Annotated in this window: 18 protein-coding genes and 1 riboswitch; of the genes, 5 read left to right on the top strand and 13 right to left on the bottom strand. The window is 69.9% G+C overall.

The annotated features are described in order from the left end of the window. Positions 1-8: 8 nt before the first annotated feature. The 6 genes from denD to H8N03_RS07040 all read right to left on the bottom strand — a co-directional run bounded on the left by denD (position 9) and on the right by H8N03_RS07040 (position 5,957). On the bottom strand, positions 9-1,019 hold the full coding sequence (gene denD, locus H8N03_RS07065; protein ID WP_187075451.1) for a D-erythronate dehydrogenase: 1,011 nt from the start codon (positions 1,017-1,019) through the stop codon (positions 9-11). A gap of 34 nt (positions 1,020-1,053) precedes the next feature. Next, positions 1,054-2,433: a chromate efflux transporter gene (gene chrA / locus H8N03_RS07060; RefSeq protein ID WP_187075450.1), complete on the bottom strand. Its 1,380-nt coding sequence runs from the start codon at positions 2,431-2,433 to the stop codon at positions 1,054-1,056. Continuing rightward, positions 2,430-3,281 (bottom strand): chromate resistance protein ChrB domain-containing protein, encoded by an 852-nt coding sequence (locus H8N03_RS07055; protein WP_187075449.1) that lies wholly within the window; start codon positions 3,279-3,281, stop codon positions 2,430-2,432. Before H8N03_RS07055 ends, chrA begins: the two co-directional genes overlap by 4 nt. A gap of 95 nt (positions 3,282-3,376) precedes the next feature. Then, positions 3,377-3,961: a methionine biosynthesis protein MetW gene (gene metW / locus H8N03_RS07050; protein ID WP_187075448.1), complete on the bottom strand. Its 585-nt coding sequence runs from the start codon at positions 3,959-3,961 to the stop codon at positions 3,377-3,379. After that, positions 3,958-5,133 carry a homoserine O-succinyltransferase MetX gene (gene metX, locus H8N03_RS07045; RefSeq protein ID WP_187075447.1) on the bottom strand — a complete coding sequence of 392 codons (1,176 nt, stop codon included), beginning with the start codon at positions 5,131-5,133 and terminating at the stop codon, positions 3,958-3,960. Before metX ends, metW begins: the two co-directional genes overlap by 4 nt. 263 nt (positions 5,134-5,396) lie before the next feature. Further along, the gene (locus H8N03_RS07040) at positions 5,397-5,957 is read right to left on the bottom strand and encodes a TMEM165/GDT1 family protein (RefSeq protein ID WP_187075446.1); all 561 of its coding nucleotides are present in this window, start codon (positions 5,955-5,957) and stop codon (positions 5,397-5,399) included. Between the two features lie 2 nt (positions 5,958-5,959). Continuing rightward, positions 5,960-6,143, bottom strand: a riboswitch (yybP-ykoY riboswitch). 120 nt (positions 6,144-6,263) lie between these two features. On the opposite strand from H8N03_RS07040, the gene H8N03_RS07035 reads away from it, so the two are divergent. The 3 genes from H8N03_RS07035 to rbp (H8N03_RS07025) all read left to right on the top strand — a co-directional run bounded on the left by H8N03_RS07035 (position 6,264) and on the right by rbp (H8N03_RS07025) (position 8,847). Continuing rightward, entirely contained in the window at positions 6,264-7,466 is a 1,203-nt protein-coding gene (locus H8N03_RS07035; RefSeq protein WP_187075445.1) for an ammonium transporter, read from the top strand. A gap of 206 nt (positions 7,467-7,672) precedes the next feature. Beyond that, on the top strand, positions 7,673-8,092 hold the full coding sequence (gene rbp, locus H8N03_RS26530; protein WP_187075444.1) for an RNA-binding regulator: 420 nt from the start codon (positions 7,673-7,675) through the stop codon (positions 8,090-8,092). Positions 8,093-8,340: 248 nt separating this feature from the next. Next, positions 8,341-8,847 (top strand): RNA-binding regulator, encoded by a 507-nt coding sequence (rbp, locus tag H8N03_RS07025; protein ID WP_187075443.1) that lies wholly within the window; start codon positions 8,341-8,343, stop codon positions 8,845-8,847. Between the two features lie 196 nt (positions 8,848-9,043). Here rbp (H8N03_RS07025) and H8N03_RS07020 read toward each other — a convergent pair whose 3' ends face one another. From H8N03_RS07020 to H8N03_RS07005, 4 genes are read right to left on the bottom strand one after another with little or no spacing between them, the layout of a single operon-like run. Further along, entirely contained in the window at positions 9,044-9,820 is a 777-nt protein-coding gene (locus H8N03_RS07020) for an SDR family oxidoreductase (RefSeq protein WP_187075442.1), read from the bottom strand. After that, on the bottom strand, positions 9,820-10,440 hold the full coding sequence (gene lptC / locus H8N03_RS07015) for an LPS export ABC transporter periplasmic protein LptC (RefSeq protein ID WP_354005089.1): 621 nt from the start codon (positions 10,438-10,440) through the stop codon (positions 9,820-9,822). Before lptC ends, H8N03_RS07020 begins: the two co-directional genes overlap by 1 nt. Then, positions 10,437-10,985, bottom strand: a complete 549-nt coding sequence (locus H8N03_RS07010) for a KdsC family phosphatase (RefSeq protein WP_187075441.1) — start codon at positions 10,983-10,985, stop codon at positions 10,437-10,439. The genes lptC and H8N03_RS07010 overlap by 4 nt, the downstream gene beginning before the upstream one ends. Before the next feature lie 4 nt (positions 10,986-10,989). After that, positions 10,990-12,009: a KpsF/GutQ family sugar-phosphate isomerase gene (locus H8N03_RS07005; RefSeq protein ID WP_187075440.1), complete on the bottom strand. Its 1,020-nt coding sequence runs from the start codon at positions 12,007-12,009 to the stop codon at positions 10,990-10,992. 46 nt (positions 12,010-12,055) lie between these two features. On the opposite strand from H8N03_RS07005, the gene H8N03_RS07000 reads away from it, so the two are divergent. Then, positions 12,056-14,041 (top strand): monovalent cation:proton antiporter family protein, encoded by a 1,986-nt coding sequence (locus H8N03_RS07000; RefSeq protein ID WP_187075439.1) that lies wholly within the window; start codon positions 12,056-12,058, stop codon positions 14,039-14,041. Between the two features lie 2 nt (positions 14,042-14,043). Further along, a complete protein-coding gene (locus H8N03_RS06995) occupies positions 14,044-14,601 on the top strand; it encodes an adenine phosphoribosyltransferase (RefSeq protein ID WP_187075438.1) in 558 nt (185 codons plus the stop codon). Between the two features lie 158 nt (positions 14,602-14,759). Here H8N03_RS06995 and H8N03_RS06990 read toward each other — a convergent pair whose 3' ends face one another. The 3 genes from H8N03_RS06990 to H8N03_RS06980 form a co-directional block, all read right to left on the bottom strand. Continuing rightward, the gene (locus H8N03_RS06990) at positions 14,760-15,509 is read right to left on the bottom strand and encodes a hypothetical protein (protein ID WP_187075437.1); all 750 of its coding nucleotides are present in this window, start codon (positions 15,507-15,509) and stop codon (positions 14,760-14,762) included. 127 nt (positions 15,510-15,636) lie between these two features. After that, positions 15,637-16,128, bottom strand: coding sequence for a Crp/Fnr family transcriptional regulator (locus H8N03_RS06985; protein ID WP_187075436.1), 492 nt, complete (start codon positions 16,126-16,128; stop codon positions 15,637-15,639). A 136-nt stretch (positions 16,129-16,264) separates the two neighbouring features. Continuing rightward, positions 16,265-16,639 carry a VOC family protein gene (locus tag H8N03_RS06980; RefSeq protein ID WP_187075435.1) on the bottom strand — a complete coding sequence of 125 codons (375 nt, stop codon included), beginning with the start codon at positions 16,637-16,639 and terminating at the stop codon, positions 16,265-16,267. Between the last annotated feature and the right edge of the window lie 19 nt (positions 16,640-16,658).

The following is a 16,658-nucleotide window of genomic DNA, read 5'->3' as shown; positions in this document are numbered from 1 at the left end:
CGGTCTCCTCAGCGCAGCGCGAGGCGCACGGCCTGCGGGTTCTCTTCGATGTACTCGCGCACGATCGCCTCGAAGCTCGCATCGTTGCGCAGGCCGAGGCTGCGCGCGCGGTCCCAGGCCACGTCGCCCGGCCAGCTGCGCACCAGCTTGTCGACGGCAGGGTCGGGCTGCCAGTCCAGGAGGGCGGTCGCCTGCGGGCCCGCCACCTTCTCCAGCGCCGCGGCCATCTCGCCGACGGTGGTCTTCAGCGACGGCAGGTTGATCCCCGTGCGCTGGCCCCAGTCGGCATCGCTCGCCTGCGCGGCGCGCACGAAGCCCTCGATGGTGCGCGTGGGCGAAGCGAGCGCCACCGGCGTGTCCGGCGCCACCGGAATGCGTGCGCGCTCGCCGGCGAGCGGCTCGCGGATCATGCCGCTGAAGAAGCCGGAGGCCGCGCCGTTGGGCCGGCCGGGACGCACCGCCACCGTCATGGGGCGGACGCTGCGGCCGGCGATGAAGCCCTTGCGCGTGTAGTCGGCGACCAGCTGCTCGCAGATGAACTTCTGGATGCCGTAGCTGCCTTGCGGGGTCGGCAGCGTGTCGTCGCGCATGGTGCCCAGCGGCGGCTGCCCGGGCTGCTGCCCGAAGACGGCCAGCGAGCTCGCGAACACGAACACCGGCGTGCTGCCCAGTGCGCGGCAGGCATCCAGCAGCGCGCGTGTCGTGTCGAGGTTGCTGCGCATGCCGAGGTCGAAGTCGGCCTCGCACTCGGCGCTCACGGCGGCGGCGAGGTGGAAGACCAGGTCGGTGCCGGCCGCCGGCAGGTCGCGCCGCTGCACCAGTTCGATCAGGTCGCCCTGCACCGAACGCACGCGCGGGTCGGCGGCCAGGTCGGCGGGCGCCGGGCCGCGGTCGGCCAGCACCACCTGCTGGATCGGCCGGGCCGGTGCGCCGCGCAGCGACAGCGAACCGGATGCGAGCAACGCCCGCGCGAGGCGGGCCCCCAGGAAGCCGGCGCCGCCGGTGATCAGGATGTTCATGGGGCCAGCATAGCGCGGCGGGCCGCGCGCGGCATCAGCTGATTCCCGCCAGCCGGAGCAACATGCCCGTGACCGCGCAGGCGGCAATCACGGGGATCACGCCCGCCTTGAAGCGCAAGAGCGCGACCGCCGCGGCGGCGGCAATCGCCAGCGAAACCAGGTCCACCGGCATTCCGGGCGTGGGGTGCTCGCGCGCGATGTGCACCAGGAAGAACAGGCCCAGGCTGCCGATCACGCCGACCACCGCGGCCGTGATCGCGGTGAGGGGCGCCGTGAAGCGCACCTGCCCATGGGTGGACTCCACCAGCGGGCCGCCCGCGAGGATGAAGAGGAAGGACGGCAGGAAGGTGAACCAGGTCACCACCGTCGCTGCCAGCGCGCCGCCCAGGAACAGCGCGTCGGGGCCGAGCACCTGGCGCGTCCACCCGCCGACGAAGCCGACGAAGGCCACCACCATGATGAGCGGCCCGGGCGTGGTCTCGCCGAGCGCGAGGCCGTCGATCATCTGCGTGCCCGTGAGCCACTGGAACTGCTCCACCGCGCCCTGGTACACGTAAGGCAGCACCGCGTAGGCGCCCCCGAAGGTGAGCAGCGCCGCCTTGGTGAAGAACCAGCCCATCTGCGCCAGCGTGCCGTGCCAGCCCTGCACCGCCGCCAGCAGCGCCATCGGTGCGATCCACAGCAGCGCGCCGACGCCGACGACCGCCGCCAGCCGCGAGCGGCGGAACAGCGCATGCGGCGGCGTGGGCGTGTGGTCGTCGATCAGCGCCGGCCCGTACGACTTCTGCGCCGCCCCATGCCCGCCGCCGCCCGCGAACTGCGCGGGCACCACGCGTGCGCCCACCACCCCGATCAATGCCGCCGCGACCACGACCAGCGGGAAAGGCACGTGCAGGAAGGCGATCGCCACGAAGCTCGCGAGCGCCGTCGCCCACAGCAGCGGCACCTGCCGCGGGCTGCGCAAGGTGCGGCTGCCGATGCGCCACACGGCCTGCAGCACGATGGCGGCCACCGCGGGCTTGATGCCGTAGAAGAGCCCCGCGACCCAGCCCACGTCGCCGAACGAGACGTAGACCCAGCTGAGCGCCACCAGGATGAAGAGCGAAGGCAGGACGAACAGCGCGCCCGCGACGACGCCGCCCAGGGTGCGATGCATCAGCCAGCCGATGTAGGTCGCGAGCTGCTGCGCCTCCGGCCCGGGCAGCAGCATGCAGTAATTGAGCGCGTGCAGGAAGCGCCGCTCCGAGATCCAGCGCTTCTGCTCCACGAGCTCCCTGTGCATGATCGCGATCTGGCCCGCCGGCCCGCCGAAGCTGATGAAGCCGAGCTTCAGCCAGAACCTCAGCGCCTCGCCGAAAGGCACCCGGCTCGGTGCCTCCAGGGTCTCGCCGCGATCGGCGGGGACTGCGCTCATGCGTGGCCTTTCCAGGTATGCGTTTCACCCTGCGCGCCGCGGCACCAGGCGTACAACGCATCGTAGACCGGCAGCGCCGCCGCGAGCATCGCGTGGTCGTCGGCGTGCAGGCGGGACAGTCCCAGCGACACCGCGAGCAGCCCCGCGCACTGCGGCGCGAGGCCGAGCCGCGCCGTGTCGGCGCCACGCACGATCGTGGCGAGCGCTTGCAGCGCGGGCTCGCGCAGGTCGAAGGCTTCCATCAAGGCGTCGAAACTGCACTTCTCCCAGGCGTGGGTGATGGGGGCGCCTTCGATGTCGTAGGCGACGGCCTCCAGCCTGCGCGCCTGGTCCAGCACCTCGCCGGCCGGCACGTAGAAGAACTGGGCGCGCGGGTCGATGAAGCGCAGCACCAGCCACGGACAGGCGATGCGGTCGATCTTGGGCCGCGCGCGCGTGACCCAGCGCGAAGGCCGCTCGCCCGTCACGCCGAGGTCGGGGCGCTTGCGCATGCGCAGCGGCGGCGTCTCGCGCCAGCGGGCGAGGTCTACCAGGCGGTCCTCGCCGGGCTCGCCGCCTTCCAGGCCGCCTTCGAGCCAGCGTGCGTTCCAGCCGGCCGCGCGCAAGGTGCGCACGGCGTCCTGGCAGACGTGGTGGCCGTAGACGCAGTAGACGACCGCGTCGCGCGGCGGCAGCTCGCGCGCGAGCGCCGCGACTTCGGCCGGCGCGCAGTGCACGGCACCGGCGACGACGCGGTCGCTCCCGTCGAAGTGCTCGGGTTTGCGCACGTCCAGCAGCCAGGGACGGTCCGCGCGCCCGATCAGCGCGTTGAGTTCGGCAGGGGAAATGGAAGGCAGGATGGTGTCCACGGAAAACTCCACGCGAGTTCGCCAGCGCTTGGACGGGACACCGTCTTTCCGAGAGGGGACCGGGAGGCTGTATTCCCGATGGAGCACAGTCTAGTTCAGGCCCGCTCGAATTTAAAGACCGCGGTGCTGGCCGTGAGGTTCGGCAGCATCCGGCGCACCTCGCCGTCCTGCAGGCCGAAGGCATCCAGCACGGTCAGCCGGTTCTTGGTGGCCAGCACCTCGAAGTCCTTGAAGGTGCCGACGCGGATGTTGGGGGTGTCGTACCACTGGTACGGCAGGCGCTTGGTCACCGGCATGCGGCCGCGCACGATGGAGAGGCGGTTGGGCCAGTGCGCGAAGTTGGGGAAGGCGACGATGCCCACCTTGCCCACGCGCGCGGTCTCGCGCAGCATGGTTTCAGCGTTGCGCAGGTGCTGCAGCGTGTCGATCTGCAGGACGACGTCGAAGGTGTCGTCGTCGAAGATGCTCAGGCCCTGGTCCAGGTTCAGCTGGATCACGTTGACGCCGCGCTTCACGCAGGCGAGCACGTTCTCGTCGGCGATCTCGATGCCGTAGCCGGTGCAGCCCCGCTGGCGCTGCAGGTGGTCCAGCAGGGCGCCCTCGCCGCAGCCGAGGTCCAGCACGCGCGAGCCCTCGGGCACGAGCTGCGCGATCGTTTCCAACGTGCGGCGGTCGGTCACAGCACCGCTCCTGCCGGCAGCTCGCGCACCGGCGCCGGCGTGGGCGCCGGCGTGACGGCGGCGATGTGGTCGAAGTAGGACCGCACGACCGAGAGGTAGCGCGGGTCTTCCAGCAGGAAGGCGTCGTGGCCGTGCGGCGCGTCGATCTCGGCGTAGCTCACGTCCCGCCGGTTGTCCAGCAGCGCCTTGACGATCTCGCGGCTGCGCGCGGGCGAGAAGCGCCAGTCGGTGCTGAAGCTCACGAGCAGGAACTTCGCGCGGGCGATGGCAAGCGCCCTGGCGAGGTTGCCGTTGTGCCGCCGCGCGGGATCGAAGTAGTCCAGCGCGCGCGTGATCAGCAGGTAGGTGTTGGCGTCGAAGTACTCGCTGAACTTGTCGCCCTGGTAACGCAGGTAGCTCTCGATCTGGAACTCGATGTCCTGCGTCGTATAGGAGAGGTCGATGCCGTTGCGCAGCTGCCGGCCGAACTTCTCGTTCATCACGTCGTCCGAGAGGTAGGTGATGTGGCCGATCATGCGGGCGATGCGCAGGCCGCGCTTGGGCACGACGCCGTGCTCGTAGAAGTGGCCGCCGTGGAAGTCCGGGTCGGTCACGATCGCGCGGCGTGCCACCTCGTTGAACGCGATGTTCTCCGCGTTGAGGTTGGGCGCGCTGGCCACCACCACCGCGTGGCGCACGCGCTCGGGGTACTGCAGCGTCCACGAGAGCGCCTGCATGCCGCCGAGGCTGCCGCCCATGACAGCCGCGAGCTGCTGGATGCCGAGGCCATCGAGCAGGCGCGCCTGCGCGTTGACCCAGTCTTCGACGGTCACCACCGGGAAGTCCGCGCCGTAGACGCGGCCGGTGTCCGGGTTCACGTGCATGGGGCCGGTGGAGCCGAAGCAGGAGCCCAGGTTGTTGACGCCGATGACGAAGAAGCGGTCGGTGTCGACCGGCTTGCCGGGGCCGATCATCGAATCCCACCAGCCTTCGGACTTCTCCTGGCCCGCGTAGACGCCCGCGACGTGGTGCGAGGCGTTGAGCGCATGGCAGATCAGGACGGCGTTGCTGCGGTCCGCGTTGAGCGTGCCGTAGGTCTCGTAGGCCAGCGAATAGCCGCGGATCGAGGCACCGCTTTGCAGGGCAAGCGGCGCGTCGAAGGTCATGGACCGAGGCGTGGCGATCAGCGTCATGGAACGAAAAAACCCGGTCCGCTGAAGCGGGCCGGGTTCCGGCCTGTCTTTAGCGGCATTTATTGAGCGCCCGCAAGCGAGGCAAATCGGCGCTGGCAACAAGTATAGCGTTGCAACGGTGGGGTTCGCATGTGCTCACCGTCCGGCGCTGGCGCGCCGCCACCCTACAAGTCCGCCGCGACGCCGCGGCGATCGACGGGCCCGTAGGGTGGCGGCGGCAATGCCGCCGGCAGGTGAGCGCCAGCGAACCCCACCGATCGTCCTCACTTCGGCCAGAGCGCCACCACCCCCAGCCCCAGGAACACCACCGCCCCGATCGTGTGCACCAGCTTGATCGGCACCTTGCGCGTGATCGCATCGCCGAACCACACCACCGGCGCGTTGGCGATCATCATGCCCAGCGTCGTGCCGGCCACGACCGCCGCCCACGCATTGAACTGCGCCGCCAGCATCACGGTCGCGACCTGCGTCTTGTCGCCCATCTCCGCCAGGAAGAACGCGACCACGGTCGTGAGGAACACGCCGAACTTCGGGCCCTTGCCGGCCTCGTCCTCGTCGATCTTGTCGGGGATGAGCATCCAGATCGCCATGGCGATGAAGGACGCGCCCAAGATCCAGCGCAGCATGTCCGGCCCGAGGACGCCGGTGACCCAGCTGCCCACGGCGCCGGCGAGCGCATGGTTGACGGCGGTGGCGACGAAGATGCCCAGCACGATGGGCCAGGGCTTGCGGAACCGGGCGGCGAGGACGAGCGAGAGCAGCTGCGTCTTGTCGCCCATTTCGGCGAGGGCGACGATGCCGGTGGAGACGAGGAAGGCTTCCATGGAAACTCCGGCCGGACGAGAACACGTTTGACCGCGCACCCTCCCCGGCCTGGACGGAGGCTGCACGGTCAAAGGTCTCGCCAGATCCAGGTGGATCCGCCGGCGCCATGGGACGCGAAGTCCCAAGTCTGTTGACGTCCGGCCCCTCTCGCATTCGGAGGGAGGCTACTCCCCAATGACTGGCGCGCATTGTACCTGCGCGGCCATTTGCACCTGCATGGCGCGGTTATTGCTTCGTCTTGGTGCGAGAGCCGGAAAACCGGCCGAAACGCACCACGAACAAGCATCACCACCCAAAGGAACCCCATGGAAGCACTCAAACAGGGCACGGACGTCCTGTTCATCCTGCTCGGCGCCATCCTCGTCCTGGCCATGCACTCCGGCTTCGCCTTCCTGGAGCTGGGCACCGTGCGCAAGAAGAACCAGGTGAACGCGCTCGTGAAGATCCTGGTCGACTTCTCGGTGTCCACCGTCGCGTACTTCGCGGTCGGCTACGGCGTGGCGTACGGCACGAGCTTCCTCGTGGGCGCCGACCAGCTGGTGGCCAGGAGCGGCTACGAGCTGGTGAAGTTCTTCTTCCTGCTGACCTTCGCGGCGGCCATCCCCGCGATCATCTCGGGCGGCATCGCCGAGCGCGCGCGCTTCGGGCCACAGCTGCTGGCCACGGCGGTGATCGTCGGGCTGGTGTACCCGGTGTTCGAAGGCATCGCCTGGAACCAGCGCTTCGGCGTGCAGGCCTGGATCAAGGCGCTGGCCGGCGAGGAGTTCCACGACTTCGCGGGCTCCATCGTCGTCCACGCCGTGGGTGGCTGGCTCGCGCTGCCCGCCGTGCTGCTGCTGGGCGCGCGCAGCAACCGCTACCGCAAGGACGGCGCGATCTCCGCGCACCCGCCGTCCAACATTCCCTTCCTCGCGCTCGGTGCGTGGGTGCTCACCGTCGGCTGGTTCGGCTTCAACGTGATGAGCGCGCAGACCATCGACAAGGTGTCGGGCCTGGTCGCCGTGAATTCGCTGATGGCCATGGTGGGCGGCACGCTGGCCGCGCTGCTGCTGGGCCGCAACGACCCGGGCTTCGTGCACAACGGGCCGCTGGCCGGCCTCGTGGCGGTGTGCGCGGGCAGCGACCTCATGCACCCGCTCGGAGCGCTGGCCGTCGGCGGCGCCGCGGGGGCGATCTTCGTGGTGATGTTCACGCTGACCCAGAACCGCTGGAAGATCGACGACGTGCTGGGCGTGTGGCCCTTGCACGGGCTCTGCGGCCTGTGGGGCGGCATCGCGGCCGGCATCTTCGGCAGCAAGGCACTGGGCGGGCTGGGCGGCGTGAGCTTCTTCGCCCAGGTGATCGGCAGCCTCATCGGCGTGGCGTGGGCACTCGCCAGCGGCTTCGTGGTCTATGGCCTGATCAAGGCGACGATGGGCCTGCGCCTCTCGGCGGAGGAGGAGTTCGCCGGGGCGGACCTCGCCATCCACCGCATCGGCTCGACGCCCGAACGCGAGGTGACCTGGTAGCACCGCGCGTGGCGCCGCGCCATCACCTGGCGCGGCCGCAAGGCCTTCGGGCTACTCCGGAGGGACAAGTTCCGCGCACACGCGCATAATGCCGGGGCGAGCCTCCCGTGGGCTTGCAGGTATGCGGTGTTTGTCTTTGTCTCGCGTGGTCTTGATTGCGTCTTGCGGACTCCACTGCTTGTGCGTTTTTTTCAGGAGTCCCGAGAATGGGCAACAAACTCTACGTGGGGAATCTTCCCTATTCGTTCCGCGACAGCGACCTCGAGCAGGCTTTCAGCCAGTTCGGCCAGGTCAACAGCGCCAAGGTCATGATGGAACGTGACACCGGGCGCTCCAAGGGTTTCGGCTTCGTCGAAATGGGCAGCCCCGCCGAAGCGCAGGCCGCCATCGAGGCCATGAACGGCCAGCAGCAAGGCGGCCGCGCCCTCGTGGTGAACGAGGCGCGCCCGATGGAACCCCGTAGCGGCGGTGGCGGCTTCGGCGGCGGCGGCGGTGGCGGTGGCCGCGGTTTCGGCGGCGGCGGCGGTGACCGCGGCGGCTACGGCGGCGGCGGTGGCGGTGGCGGCCGTGGTTTCGGCGGCGGCGGTGGCGGCTACGGTGGTGGCGGTGGCCGCGACCGTTACTGATTGCGCCAGCAATTGAAGCAAAAGGGCCTATCGGGCCCTTTTTTCTTGCCCGCGCCGCGCGTCGCGCGCGCCCGGCATCGGGGGCGTACCCCTTGCCAGCGTACGGACTATCTGCTCCATAATGCAAAAGCGTGGTCCGTCCGACACGCTGGTGCGGTGATCAGGTGCCTTTCGCGTCGCTTCGTTGAACGTGTTTTCGGGACTCCATCGCCTCGCGGTTCTTCATTGTTTTTTCAGGAGTCCCTTCGATGGGCAATAAACTGTACGTAGGCAACCTGCCTTACCAGGTGCGCGACAGCGACCTGGAGCAGGCGTTCAGCCAGTTCGGCCAGGTCACGAGCGCCAAGGTCATGATGGAACGCGAAACCGGCCGTTCCAAGGGCTTCGGTTTCGTCGAGATGGGCAGCGACGCGGAAGCGCAGGCGGCGATCCAGGGCATGAACGGCCAGCCGATGGGCGGCCGCAGTGTCGTCGTGAACGAAGCCCGCCCGATGGAGCAGCGCCCGCGCGGCTTCGGCGGCGGCGGCGGTGGTGGCGGCTACGGCGGTGGTGGCGGCGGCTACGGCGGCGGCGGCGGTGGCCGCTCCGGCGGTGGCGGCGGCTACGGTGGTGGTGGCGGTGGCCGCTCCGGCGGCGGCGGTGGTGGCGGCCAGGACGGCGGCTTCCGCAGCCCCTACGGCGCCGGCCCGCGCGGCGGTGGCCGCTCGGGGGGCGGCGGCGGCGGTGGGTATGGTGGTGGCGGCGGCGGGTACTGATCGCCGGTCCCCATGAAGGCAAAAGGCTCCTGCGGGAGCCTTTTTCGTTGCTGCGTGCCGGACGCCGCCGGACTTCGTAGGCCGGGTTGCCCGCAGACTTCGTAGGCTGGGTTGCCCGCAGGGCACCCCAGCGTTCGCCGCATGCTGGGGTGCACTTCGTGCAACCCAGCCTACGGTGCCCGCCGGCGTTTGCGCGTCAGCGCTCCGCCTCCCGATGCTTGCGCGGCCGCCCCGCCAGCAAGCGATCGAACACCGCATTCGGCAACGCCCGCAGCAGCTTCGCCACCACCCCCATCTGCCACGGGATCACGCGATAGCTCACGCCCTTCGCGATCGCGCGATACGCCGCGTCGGCGAAATCCTCGGCCTGCATCAGGAACGGCATCCCGTACCGGTTCTTGCGCGTGAGCGGCGTGTCCACGTAGCCCGGGGCGAGCGTCACCACCTTCACGCCGGTGCCGCGCAGCTCGCCGCGCAGGCTCTCGCAGTAGCTGATCACCGCCGCCTTGCTGGAGCAATAGGCGCCGTGCCCGGGCAAGCCGCGGATGCCCGCGACACTCGCGATGCCCACCAGGGCGCCGCTGCCACGGGCACGCATCGGTTCCACGAACGCGTGGAAGGTCGCCGCCAGGCCGATGTTGTTGGTGGCGAAAGTGCGCGCCATCACGTCCAGGTCTTCGCGCTGCGCCGTGTCCATGCCGATGCTGATGCCGGCGTTGGCGATGACGACGTCCGGCACGCCCTGCTGCGCCATGCAGACGTGCGCCGCGGCGGCGATGCTGTCGATGTCCGCCACGTCGGCGGCGTACACCTGCCAGCGCCCGAAGGTGAGGCCCCGGTCCTCGGCCCACTCGGTCATCTCCGCGGCGCGCCGCGCCACGAGCGCGAGGCGCCAGCCGGCCTGGTAGTAGCGCCAGGCGAGCGCCTGGCCGATGCCGCTCGATGCGCCGGTGATGAAGACGAGCGGTCCCATCAGGGGGTCGTCCCGCGTGGACGCAGCGTGCCGCGCACGCGCCCGCGCAGCTCCAGCACGCGATCGAGGTTGTCGTATTCCATGTTGTCCGCCTGGAAGACATCGTTGCCGCGCTTCAGTGTGACGGGGCGGTCCGACTTCACCTTCTCCTCGTCGGCGTAGATGTGCAGGAAGTCGCCGCTGACTTCCAGCTTCGGCTGGTCTTTGGCGGGGGACTCGCGCGTGACGACCGCATCGCCGATCAGCTGCACCTGCGAGCCGTCGCCGTTGCTGATCGCCTTCTTCGCCGTCGCGACGGTCAGCGCGCCCGCTTCGCTGTACGAGCGGATGCGCGGGTTCAGGATCTCCAGCGTGTCCGTGTCGGGATAGTGGTAGCCCTCCGCGCCCTGGATCTCGGTCTTCAGCCGCCCGTTGCCCGCGAAGGATTTCACGGAGAAGTTCTTGAGGAAGTAGTCCGGCTCGTGCTTGCTCGGGCGGATGCTGCTGCTGCCGGGCCCGCCGCCCGTGGGCGTGCTGCGGGCCAGCCAGTAGGTGGCCAGCGCCAGCAGCGCCATCAGGATGATGGGCAGGTAGATGGTGAGCCGGTCCCAGGCACGGCCGAAACCGCGCAGCGTGGTCACCCGTAGGCCTCCAGCAGCTGCGCGTAGCGGCCGGAGGCGACCAGCAGCAGGTCGCAGAACTCGCGCGCCGCGCCATGGCCGGCCGCGGCCTGGGTCACGTAGCGCGCGCACTGGCGCACCTCGACGTGCGCGTCGGGCGGCGCCACCGCGATGGCGCAACGGCGCATGACGGGCAGGTCGGGCCAGTCGTCGCCCATGGCCGCGGCCTGGGACCAGTCCAGCCCCAGCGAGGCGAGCGTCTTCTCGGCGGCGGGGCGCTTGTCCTCGGTGCCGTAGTGCACCTCGCCCACGCCCAGCGCCTCGAGGCGCTTGCGCAGCGGCTTGGAGTCGCGGCCGGTGATGACCACCGGCGTGATGCCGGCACGCTGCAGCAGCTTGAGGCCGAGCCCGTCGAGCGTGTGGAAGCGCTTGAGGGTTTCGCCTTCGTCGGAGTAGAGGATGCCGCCGTCGGTCATGACGCCGTCGACGTCGAAGAAGGCAACCTTGACGCCCTGGGCGGCGAGCAGGAGTTCGGGCGCGAACGCGCGCGCGGGAGGAAGGGTCATGGGATCAGATGACCTTGGCCCGCATCAGGTCGTTGGAGTTCACGGCGCCCACGAGGCGGCCGTCGGCATCGACCACCAGGACGCTCGTGATGCGGAACTGCTCCATCAGCTGCGCCGCCTCGGCGGCGAGGGCGTCGGACCGGATGGTGCGCGGGCCGGGATGCATCACCTCGCTCGCGCGCACGGGGCGCAGGTCCACGCCTTTCTCGATCAGGCGGCGCAGGTCGCCGTCGGTGAAGATGCCGATCGGCCGGCCTTCGCCGTCCACGACGGCGGAGGCACCGAGGCCTTTCGCGCTCATTTCGCGCATCAGCGTCGTGAAGTTCGCGTCCGCCGTGACGCGCGGCACGCCCTCGCCGCTGCGCATCACGTCGGAGAGATGGGTGAGCAGCTTGCGCCCCAGCGCGCCGCCCGGGTGCGAGCGCGCGAAGTCCTCGGCCTGGAAGCCGCGCGCATCCAGCAAGGCCACGGCCAGCGCGTCGCCGAGCGCGAGCTGCGCAGTCGTGCTTGCAGTGGGCGCGAGGTTCAGCGGGCAGGCCTCTTTCTCGACGCCGCTGTCCAGCACGATGTCGGCATGGCGGGCGAGGGTGGACTTGCCGTTGCCGGTCATGGCCACCGTGGGGACGCCCAGGCGCTTGAGCACCGGCAGGATCACCGTGATCTCGTCGCTTTCGCCGCCGTTGGAGATGGCCAGCACCAGGTCGATGGGCTTGATCATCCCCAGGTCGCCGTGGCTCGCCTCGGCCGGGTGCACGAACATGGCCGGCGTGCCGGTGGAGGCCAGGGTGGCGGCGATCTTGCGACCGACGTGGCCGCTCTTGCCCATGCCCATCACGACCACGCGGCCGCGGATGCCCAGCATGGCCTGCACGGCCTGCGCGAAGGACGGGCCGACGCGGTCCTTCAGGCCGAGGACGGCGGCCGCCTCGATGTCGAAGGTCTCCCGCGCCAGCCGGATCGCGCGCGCGCCGTCGAAAGGCCCGGGCGCAGCGGAACCCGCAGCCGGCGTGGAAGCAGCAGTCATCCGCCGATTTTAAGGGGCGGGCCCGCGGCGGATAGCATCGGGGGGAATGACCTCGCTCGAGCTGACCCTGCTATACCTGCTGGCTGCCGTCCTGGGCGTGGTCTTGTGCCGGTCGCTGCGCCTGCCGCCGATGCTGGGCTACCTGGTCGTCGGCGTGGTGATCGGGCCGAACGCGCTGGCCGTCGCCGAAGACTCCGACAGCGTGCGCCACCTCGGCGAGTTCGGCGTGGTCTTCCTGATGTTCGTGATCGGCCTGGAGTTCAACCTGGCCAAGCTGCGCGCGATGCGCACGCACGTGTTCGGGCTCGGCCTGTCGCAGGTGGGCCTGACGATGCTGGTCGGCGTCGGCGGCAGCGTGGCGCTGGCCTGGGTGCTGCCGCAGTTCTGGCGGATGTCCTGGCAGAGCGCCGTCGCGCTTTCGGGGGCGCTGGCCATGAGCTCCACGGCCATCGTCGTGAAGATGATGTCCGACCGGCTGGAGCTGGAGTCGGAGCACGGCAAGCGCGTGATGGGCGTGCTGCTGTTCCAGGACCTCGCCGTGGTGCCGCTGCTGGTGCTGATCCCCGCCCTGGGCAGCCCGCCCGAGGTGCTGCTGCGCGAGATGGGCATCGCCGCCCTCAAGGCCGCCGCGCTGATCGCGCTGCTGCTGGCGGGCGGCCAGCGCCTGATGCGCTGGTGGCTCACGCTGGTGGCGCGGCGCAAGAGCGACGAACTCTTCGTGCTGAACCTGCTGCTGGTGACGCTGGGCCTCGCGTGGCTCACGGAACTGGCGGGGCTGTCGCTGGCGCTGGGTGCCTTCATTGCCGGCATCCTGATCTCCGAGACCGAATACAAGCACCAGGTGGAAGCGGACATCCGCCCCTTCCACGACGTGCTGCTGGGGCTCTTCTTCATCACCATCGGCATGCTGCTGGACTGGCGGCCGGTGGCGGAGCGCTGGAGCCTGGTGCTGCTGCTGGTCACGGGGCCGGTGCTGTTCAAGCTGCTGCTGGTGACGGCGCTCGCGCGCGCGTACGGGGCGTCCATGGGCGTGTCGCTGCGCACGGGGCTCTACCTGGCGCAGGCGGGCGAGTTCGGCTTCGTGCTGCTGGCGCTCGCGCGCAACAACGGCCTCGTCGCCGACCGGCTGATCCACCCGGTCCTCGCGAGCATGGTGATCTCCATGATCGCCACGCCCTTCATCATCCAGTGGAGCAACCGCGTCGTGATGAAGCTGGTGGCCAACGAATGGCTGCTGCAGTCGCTGCAGATGACCACCATCGCGCGCAAGTCCATCAACGCCAACAAGCACGTGATCATCTGCGGCTACGGCCGCTGCGGGCAGAACCTGGCGCGCATGCTGGAGCAGGAAGGCATCCCCTACATGGCGCTGGACCTGGACCCGGACCGCGTGCGGCAGGCCGCGGCCGCCGGCGACTCGGTGGTGTTCGGCGACGCGGCGCGGCTGCAGGCGCTGATCGCCGCCGGCCTCGCGCGCGCGTCGGCGCTGGTGATCACCTACCTCGACGTGCCCGGCGCGCTGAAGGTGCTGGCCAGCGCACGGTCGCATGCGCCGAACGTGCCCGTGATCGTGCGCACGCAGGACGACTTCGACCTGGAGCGCCTGCAGCGGGCGGGCGCCACCGAGGTCGTGCCCGAGACGCTGGAAAGCTCGCTGATGCTCGCGAGCCATGCGCTGGCGCTGGTGGGCGTGCCGATGCGGCGGGTGATCCGCATCGTGCAGGACCAGCGCGACGCGCGCTACAACCTGCTGCGCGGCTACTTCCACGGCGCCGACGACAGCACCTCGCAGGAGGTGGAGCAGGAGCGCCTGGCCACCGTGACCTTGCCCATGGCCGCCGGCGCGCTCGGCCGCGCGCTGAGCCAGCTGCGGCTGGACCGTGAAGGCGTGCGCGTCGTCGCGCTGCGGCGCGTGACCGGCCGCACCGTCGATCCTGGCACGGACCCGGTGCTGGAAGACGGGGATACTCTGGTGCTTTCCGGCCGGCCCGAACCCCTGGCGCTCGCCGAAGAGATCCTGCTCAAAGGTTGAACATGACGAACGACGACGCGCTGGACGTCAGCGACTACCTGCGCCGCCACATCCGCACCGTGCCCGACTGGCCGGCCCCCGGCGTGCAGTTCCGCGACATCACGCCCCTGCTGCAGGACCCGAAGGTGTTCCGGGTCCTGATCGACGCTTTCGTGCATCGCTACATGGATCGCCGGCCCGACGTGGTGGCCGGCCTGGACGCGCGAGGCTTCATCCTCGGCTCGGTGGTCGCGTACGAACTCGGGGTGGGCTTCGTGCCGATCCGCAAGAAAGGCAAGCTGCCTTTCACCACCGTGGAAGAGACGTACGAGCTGGAGTACGGCAGTGCGACCGTGGAGTTGCACACCGATGCCGTGAAGCCCGGCCAGCGCGTGCTGCTGATCGACGACCTGATCGCGACCGGCGGGACGATGATGGCGGGGAAGAAGCTGCTGGAGAAGCTCGGGGGAACGGTGATCGAAGGCTGCGCGATCGTGGACCTGCCGGAGCTTGGGGGGTCGGAGAGGTTGCGGGAAGGTGGGCTGGAGGTGTTCACCTTCGTGCATTTCGGGGGGCATTGAGGAGCGAACGCCCTTCGGTGGGGTTCGCTGCGCTCACCTTCCGGCGCTGGCGCGCCGCCACCCTACAAGCCGGGGCGCCGAAACATGCCTCACATGTAGGGTGGCGCGGCGAAGCCGCGGACGGTGAGCGCAGCGAACCCCACCGCCCGCGTCAGCGGTCAGCGCAAAGCCCCCCACTGCGTCCCGCTCAAATGCTCCCTCACGTCGTTCTCCACCATCTCGGTGTCCTCGAACCCGGTGAGCAGCGTCACGGTGCGCGGTTCCTTCCCCTTGTTCGCGGAGGCCAGCGCCTTTTCCCCGCGCACGCCCGCATCCAGCGCACGCCGGAACGCGGCCACTTCGTCGTCCTGCAGCGGGTCCACGCGCTGGCGTGAAGCCTGCGTCGTCGGGCGCGACGGCACTTCCAGCGGCGCGGGCCGCGACGTCGTGGCTTCCAGCGGCGCAGGCTGCGAGATCAGCGGCTTCGCGGACGTGAAGTGCGCCGGGTCGCCGATGGCCACGTGCTCGTTGGCGCGCCAGTAGACGGCCGACACCAGGATGTCGTAGCGCGCCTTCGCGGACTGCGCCACCATGGCTTCGATCTCCGCGAGGCGATGCGTGTCGCTCGCCGCGCCCTGGGCCAGGTCCACCATCACGAGGAACTGGCGGCCGCGGTGGTCGAGCGAGAGCACCTTGAACTTGTAGCTGGAGGAGAGCACGCCGGCGCGCACCATCGCTTCGCGCACCACGGCGTAGAGCAGCTCGCGGCGCTCGAGGCGCTCGTGCTTGCGGTTGCCGGGCTGCGCGCTGCCGCCGTTGCCATGGCGCGCCTGGTTGGCGGGCTTGGTCGATTCGAGTCGCGACAGGCCGGAAGTGGCGGGCTCGCTGTCCTGCTCTTGCTTCTTCTTGCCGGAGAACCAGTTGAACATCTTGTTGGTCTTTCGATTCGGCTGAGGGATGCGGCCAGTGTGGCGGGGCAACTGTTACGCCCTTGTAAGCGCCGGGGCCCTGCGGACAGGCGCGCGCGGAGGCAAGACGAGCGGCGAACGCTGTCGCTCAAGTCACGGCGACGCGTTTCGGACGGTTGGCGAGACGGCGCGACACCAGCGAGCCGAGCGCCATCGCCACCTCGAGCGCGAGTTGCGGTTGCCGGTTCGTGAGTTCGGTGAAGCGGATCGGGCTGAGCGACCACAGCTTCGCGGCGCTCGCGGCCTGCACGGTCGCGTTGCGCGGCTGGCGCGTGAAGAAGGCGCCTTCGCCGACGGCGGATCCTGCTTCGACCACCGCGAGGCGCAGCCGCCCCTTGTCGTCTTCGTAGTGCACGGTGAGCTGCCCCGTCTCCACCAGGTACACCGTGCGGTCGCTCGCGTTCTGCTCGATCACCACCTGGCCCTGGCGCACCGCGAAGGGCTGCAGGTAGGTGCCGAGCAACTCCCACTGCTTGGCCGTCAGGCTGGCCTGGAAGGCGTCGATCGACTGGTTCTGGGCGACGGCATGCACGAGGCCTTGCACGTCGAAGTGCAGCTGGGTCGGAAGTGGAGCGTTCATGGGCGCGACGGTAAGGGCCCACGGTCGCGCTTTACAAGGCGGTTTGCGTTCCATTACAGGTGATACGGCGCTGCGTTGCGCCGTAACGCGGGCGCGGGACGGGCGGCGCGCGCGCGCCGCCGAACGGCCTTGGATTTCAGGTCGTTTCGGAGGCGTCGAAATCGAGTTCGACGCGGGCGCCGTTCGGGTCGTGGCAGAAGAGTTGCCACGTGCCGGCGCCCTTCTGCCGGCGCAGTTCGTACGGCGTGCCGCTCGCGTCGAAGCGTGCCTTGGTCTCCTTCAGGCCTTTCGCCGTGAACGCCATGTGGTCGATCACGCCGGCACGCTGCTGCGGCACGGGACGATCGAAGTACACGTGCACCACGGCGCGCCCGCCTGCGTACAGCCATGCGCCGGGAAAGCCGAGGTCCGGACGCCAGCCGTCTTCCAGCCCCAGCACCTGCGTGTAGAAGGCCATGGTGCGCGCGGGATCCTCCGCGATCACGGTGAAGTGGTTGAGGCCTTCGATCATGGGCTCCTCCGGTGCGTCG

The sequence above is a fragment of the Ramlibacter cellulosilyticus genome (genome assembly GCF_014297465.1).
In the GTDB taxonomy this organism is placed as follows: Bacteria; Pseudomonadota; Gammaproteobacteria; order Burkholderiales; family Burkholderiaceae_C; genus Ramlibacter; species Ramlibacter cellulosilyticus.
The sequence above is the reverse complement of the archived record's forward strand: the minus strand, read 5'-3'. Positions and strand labels throughout refer to the sequence as shown.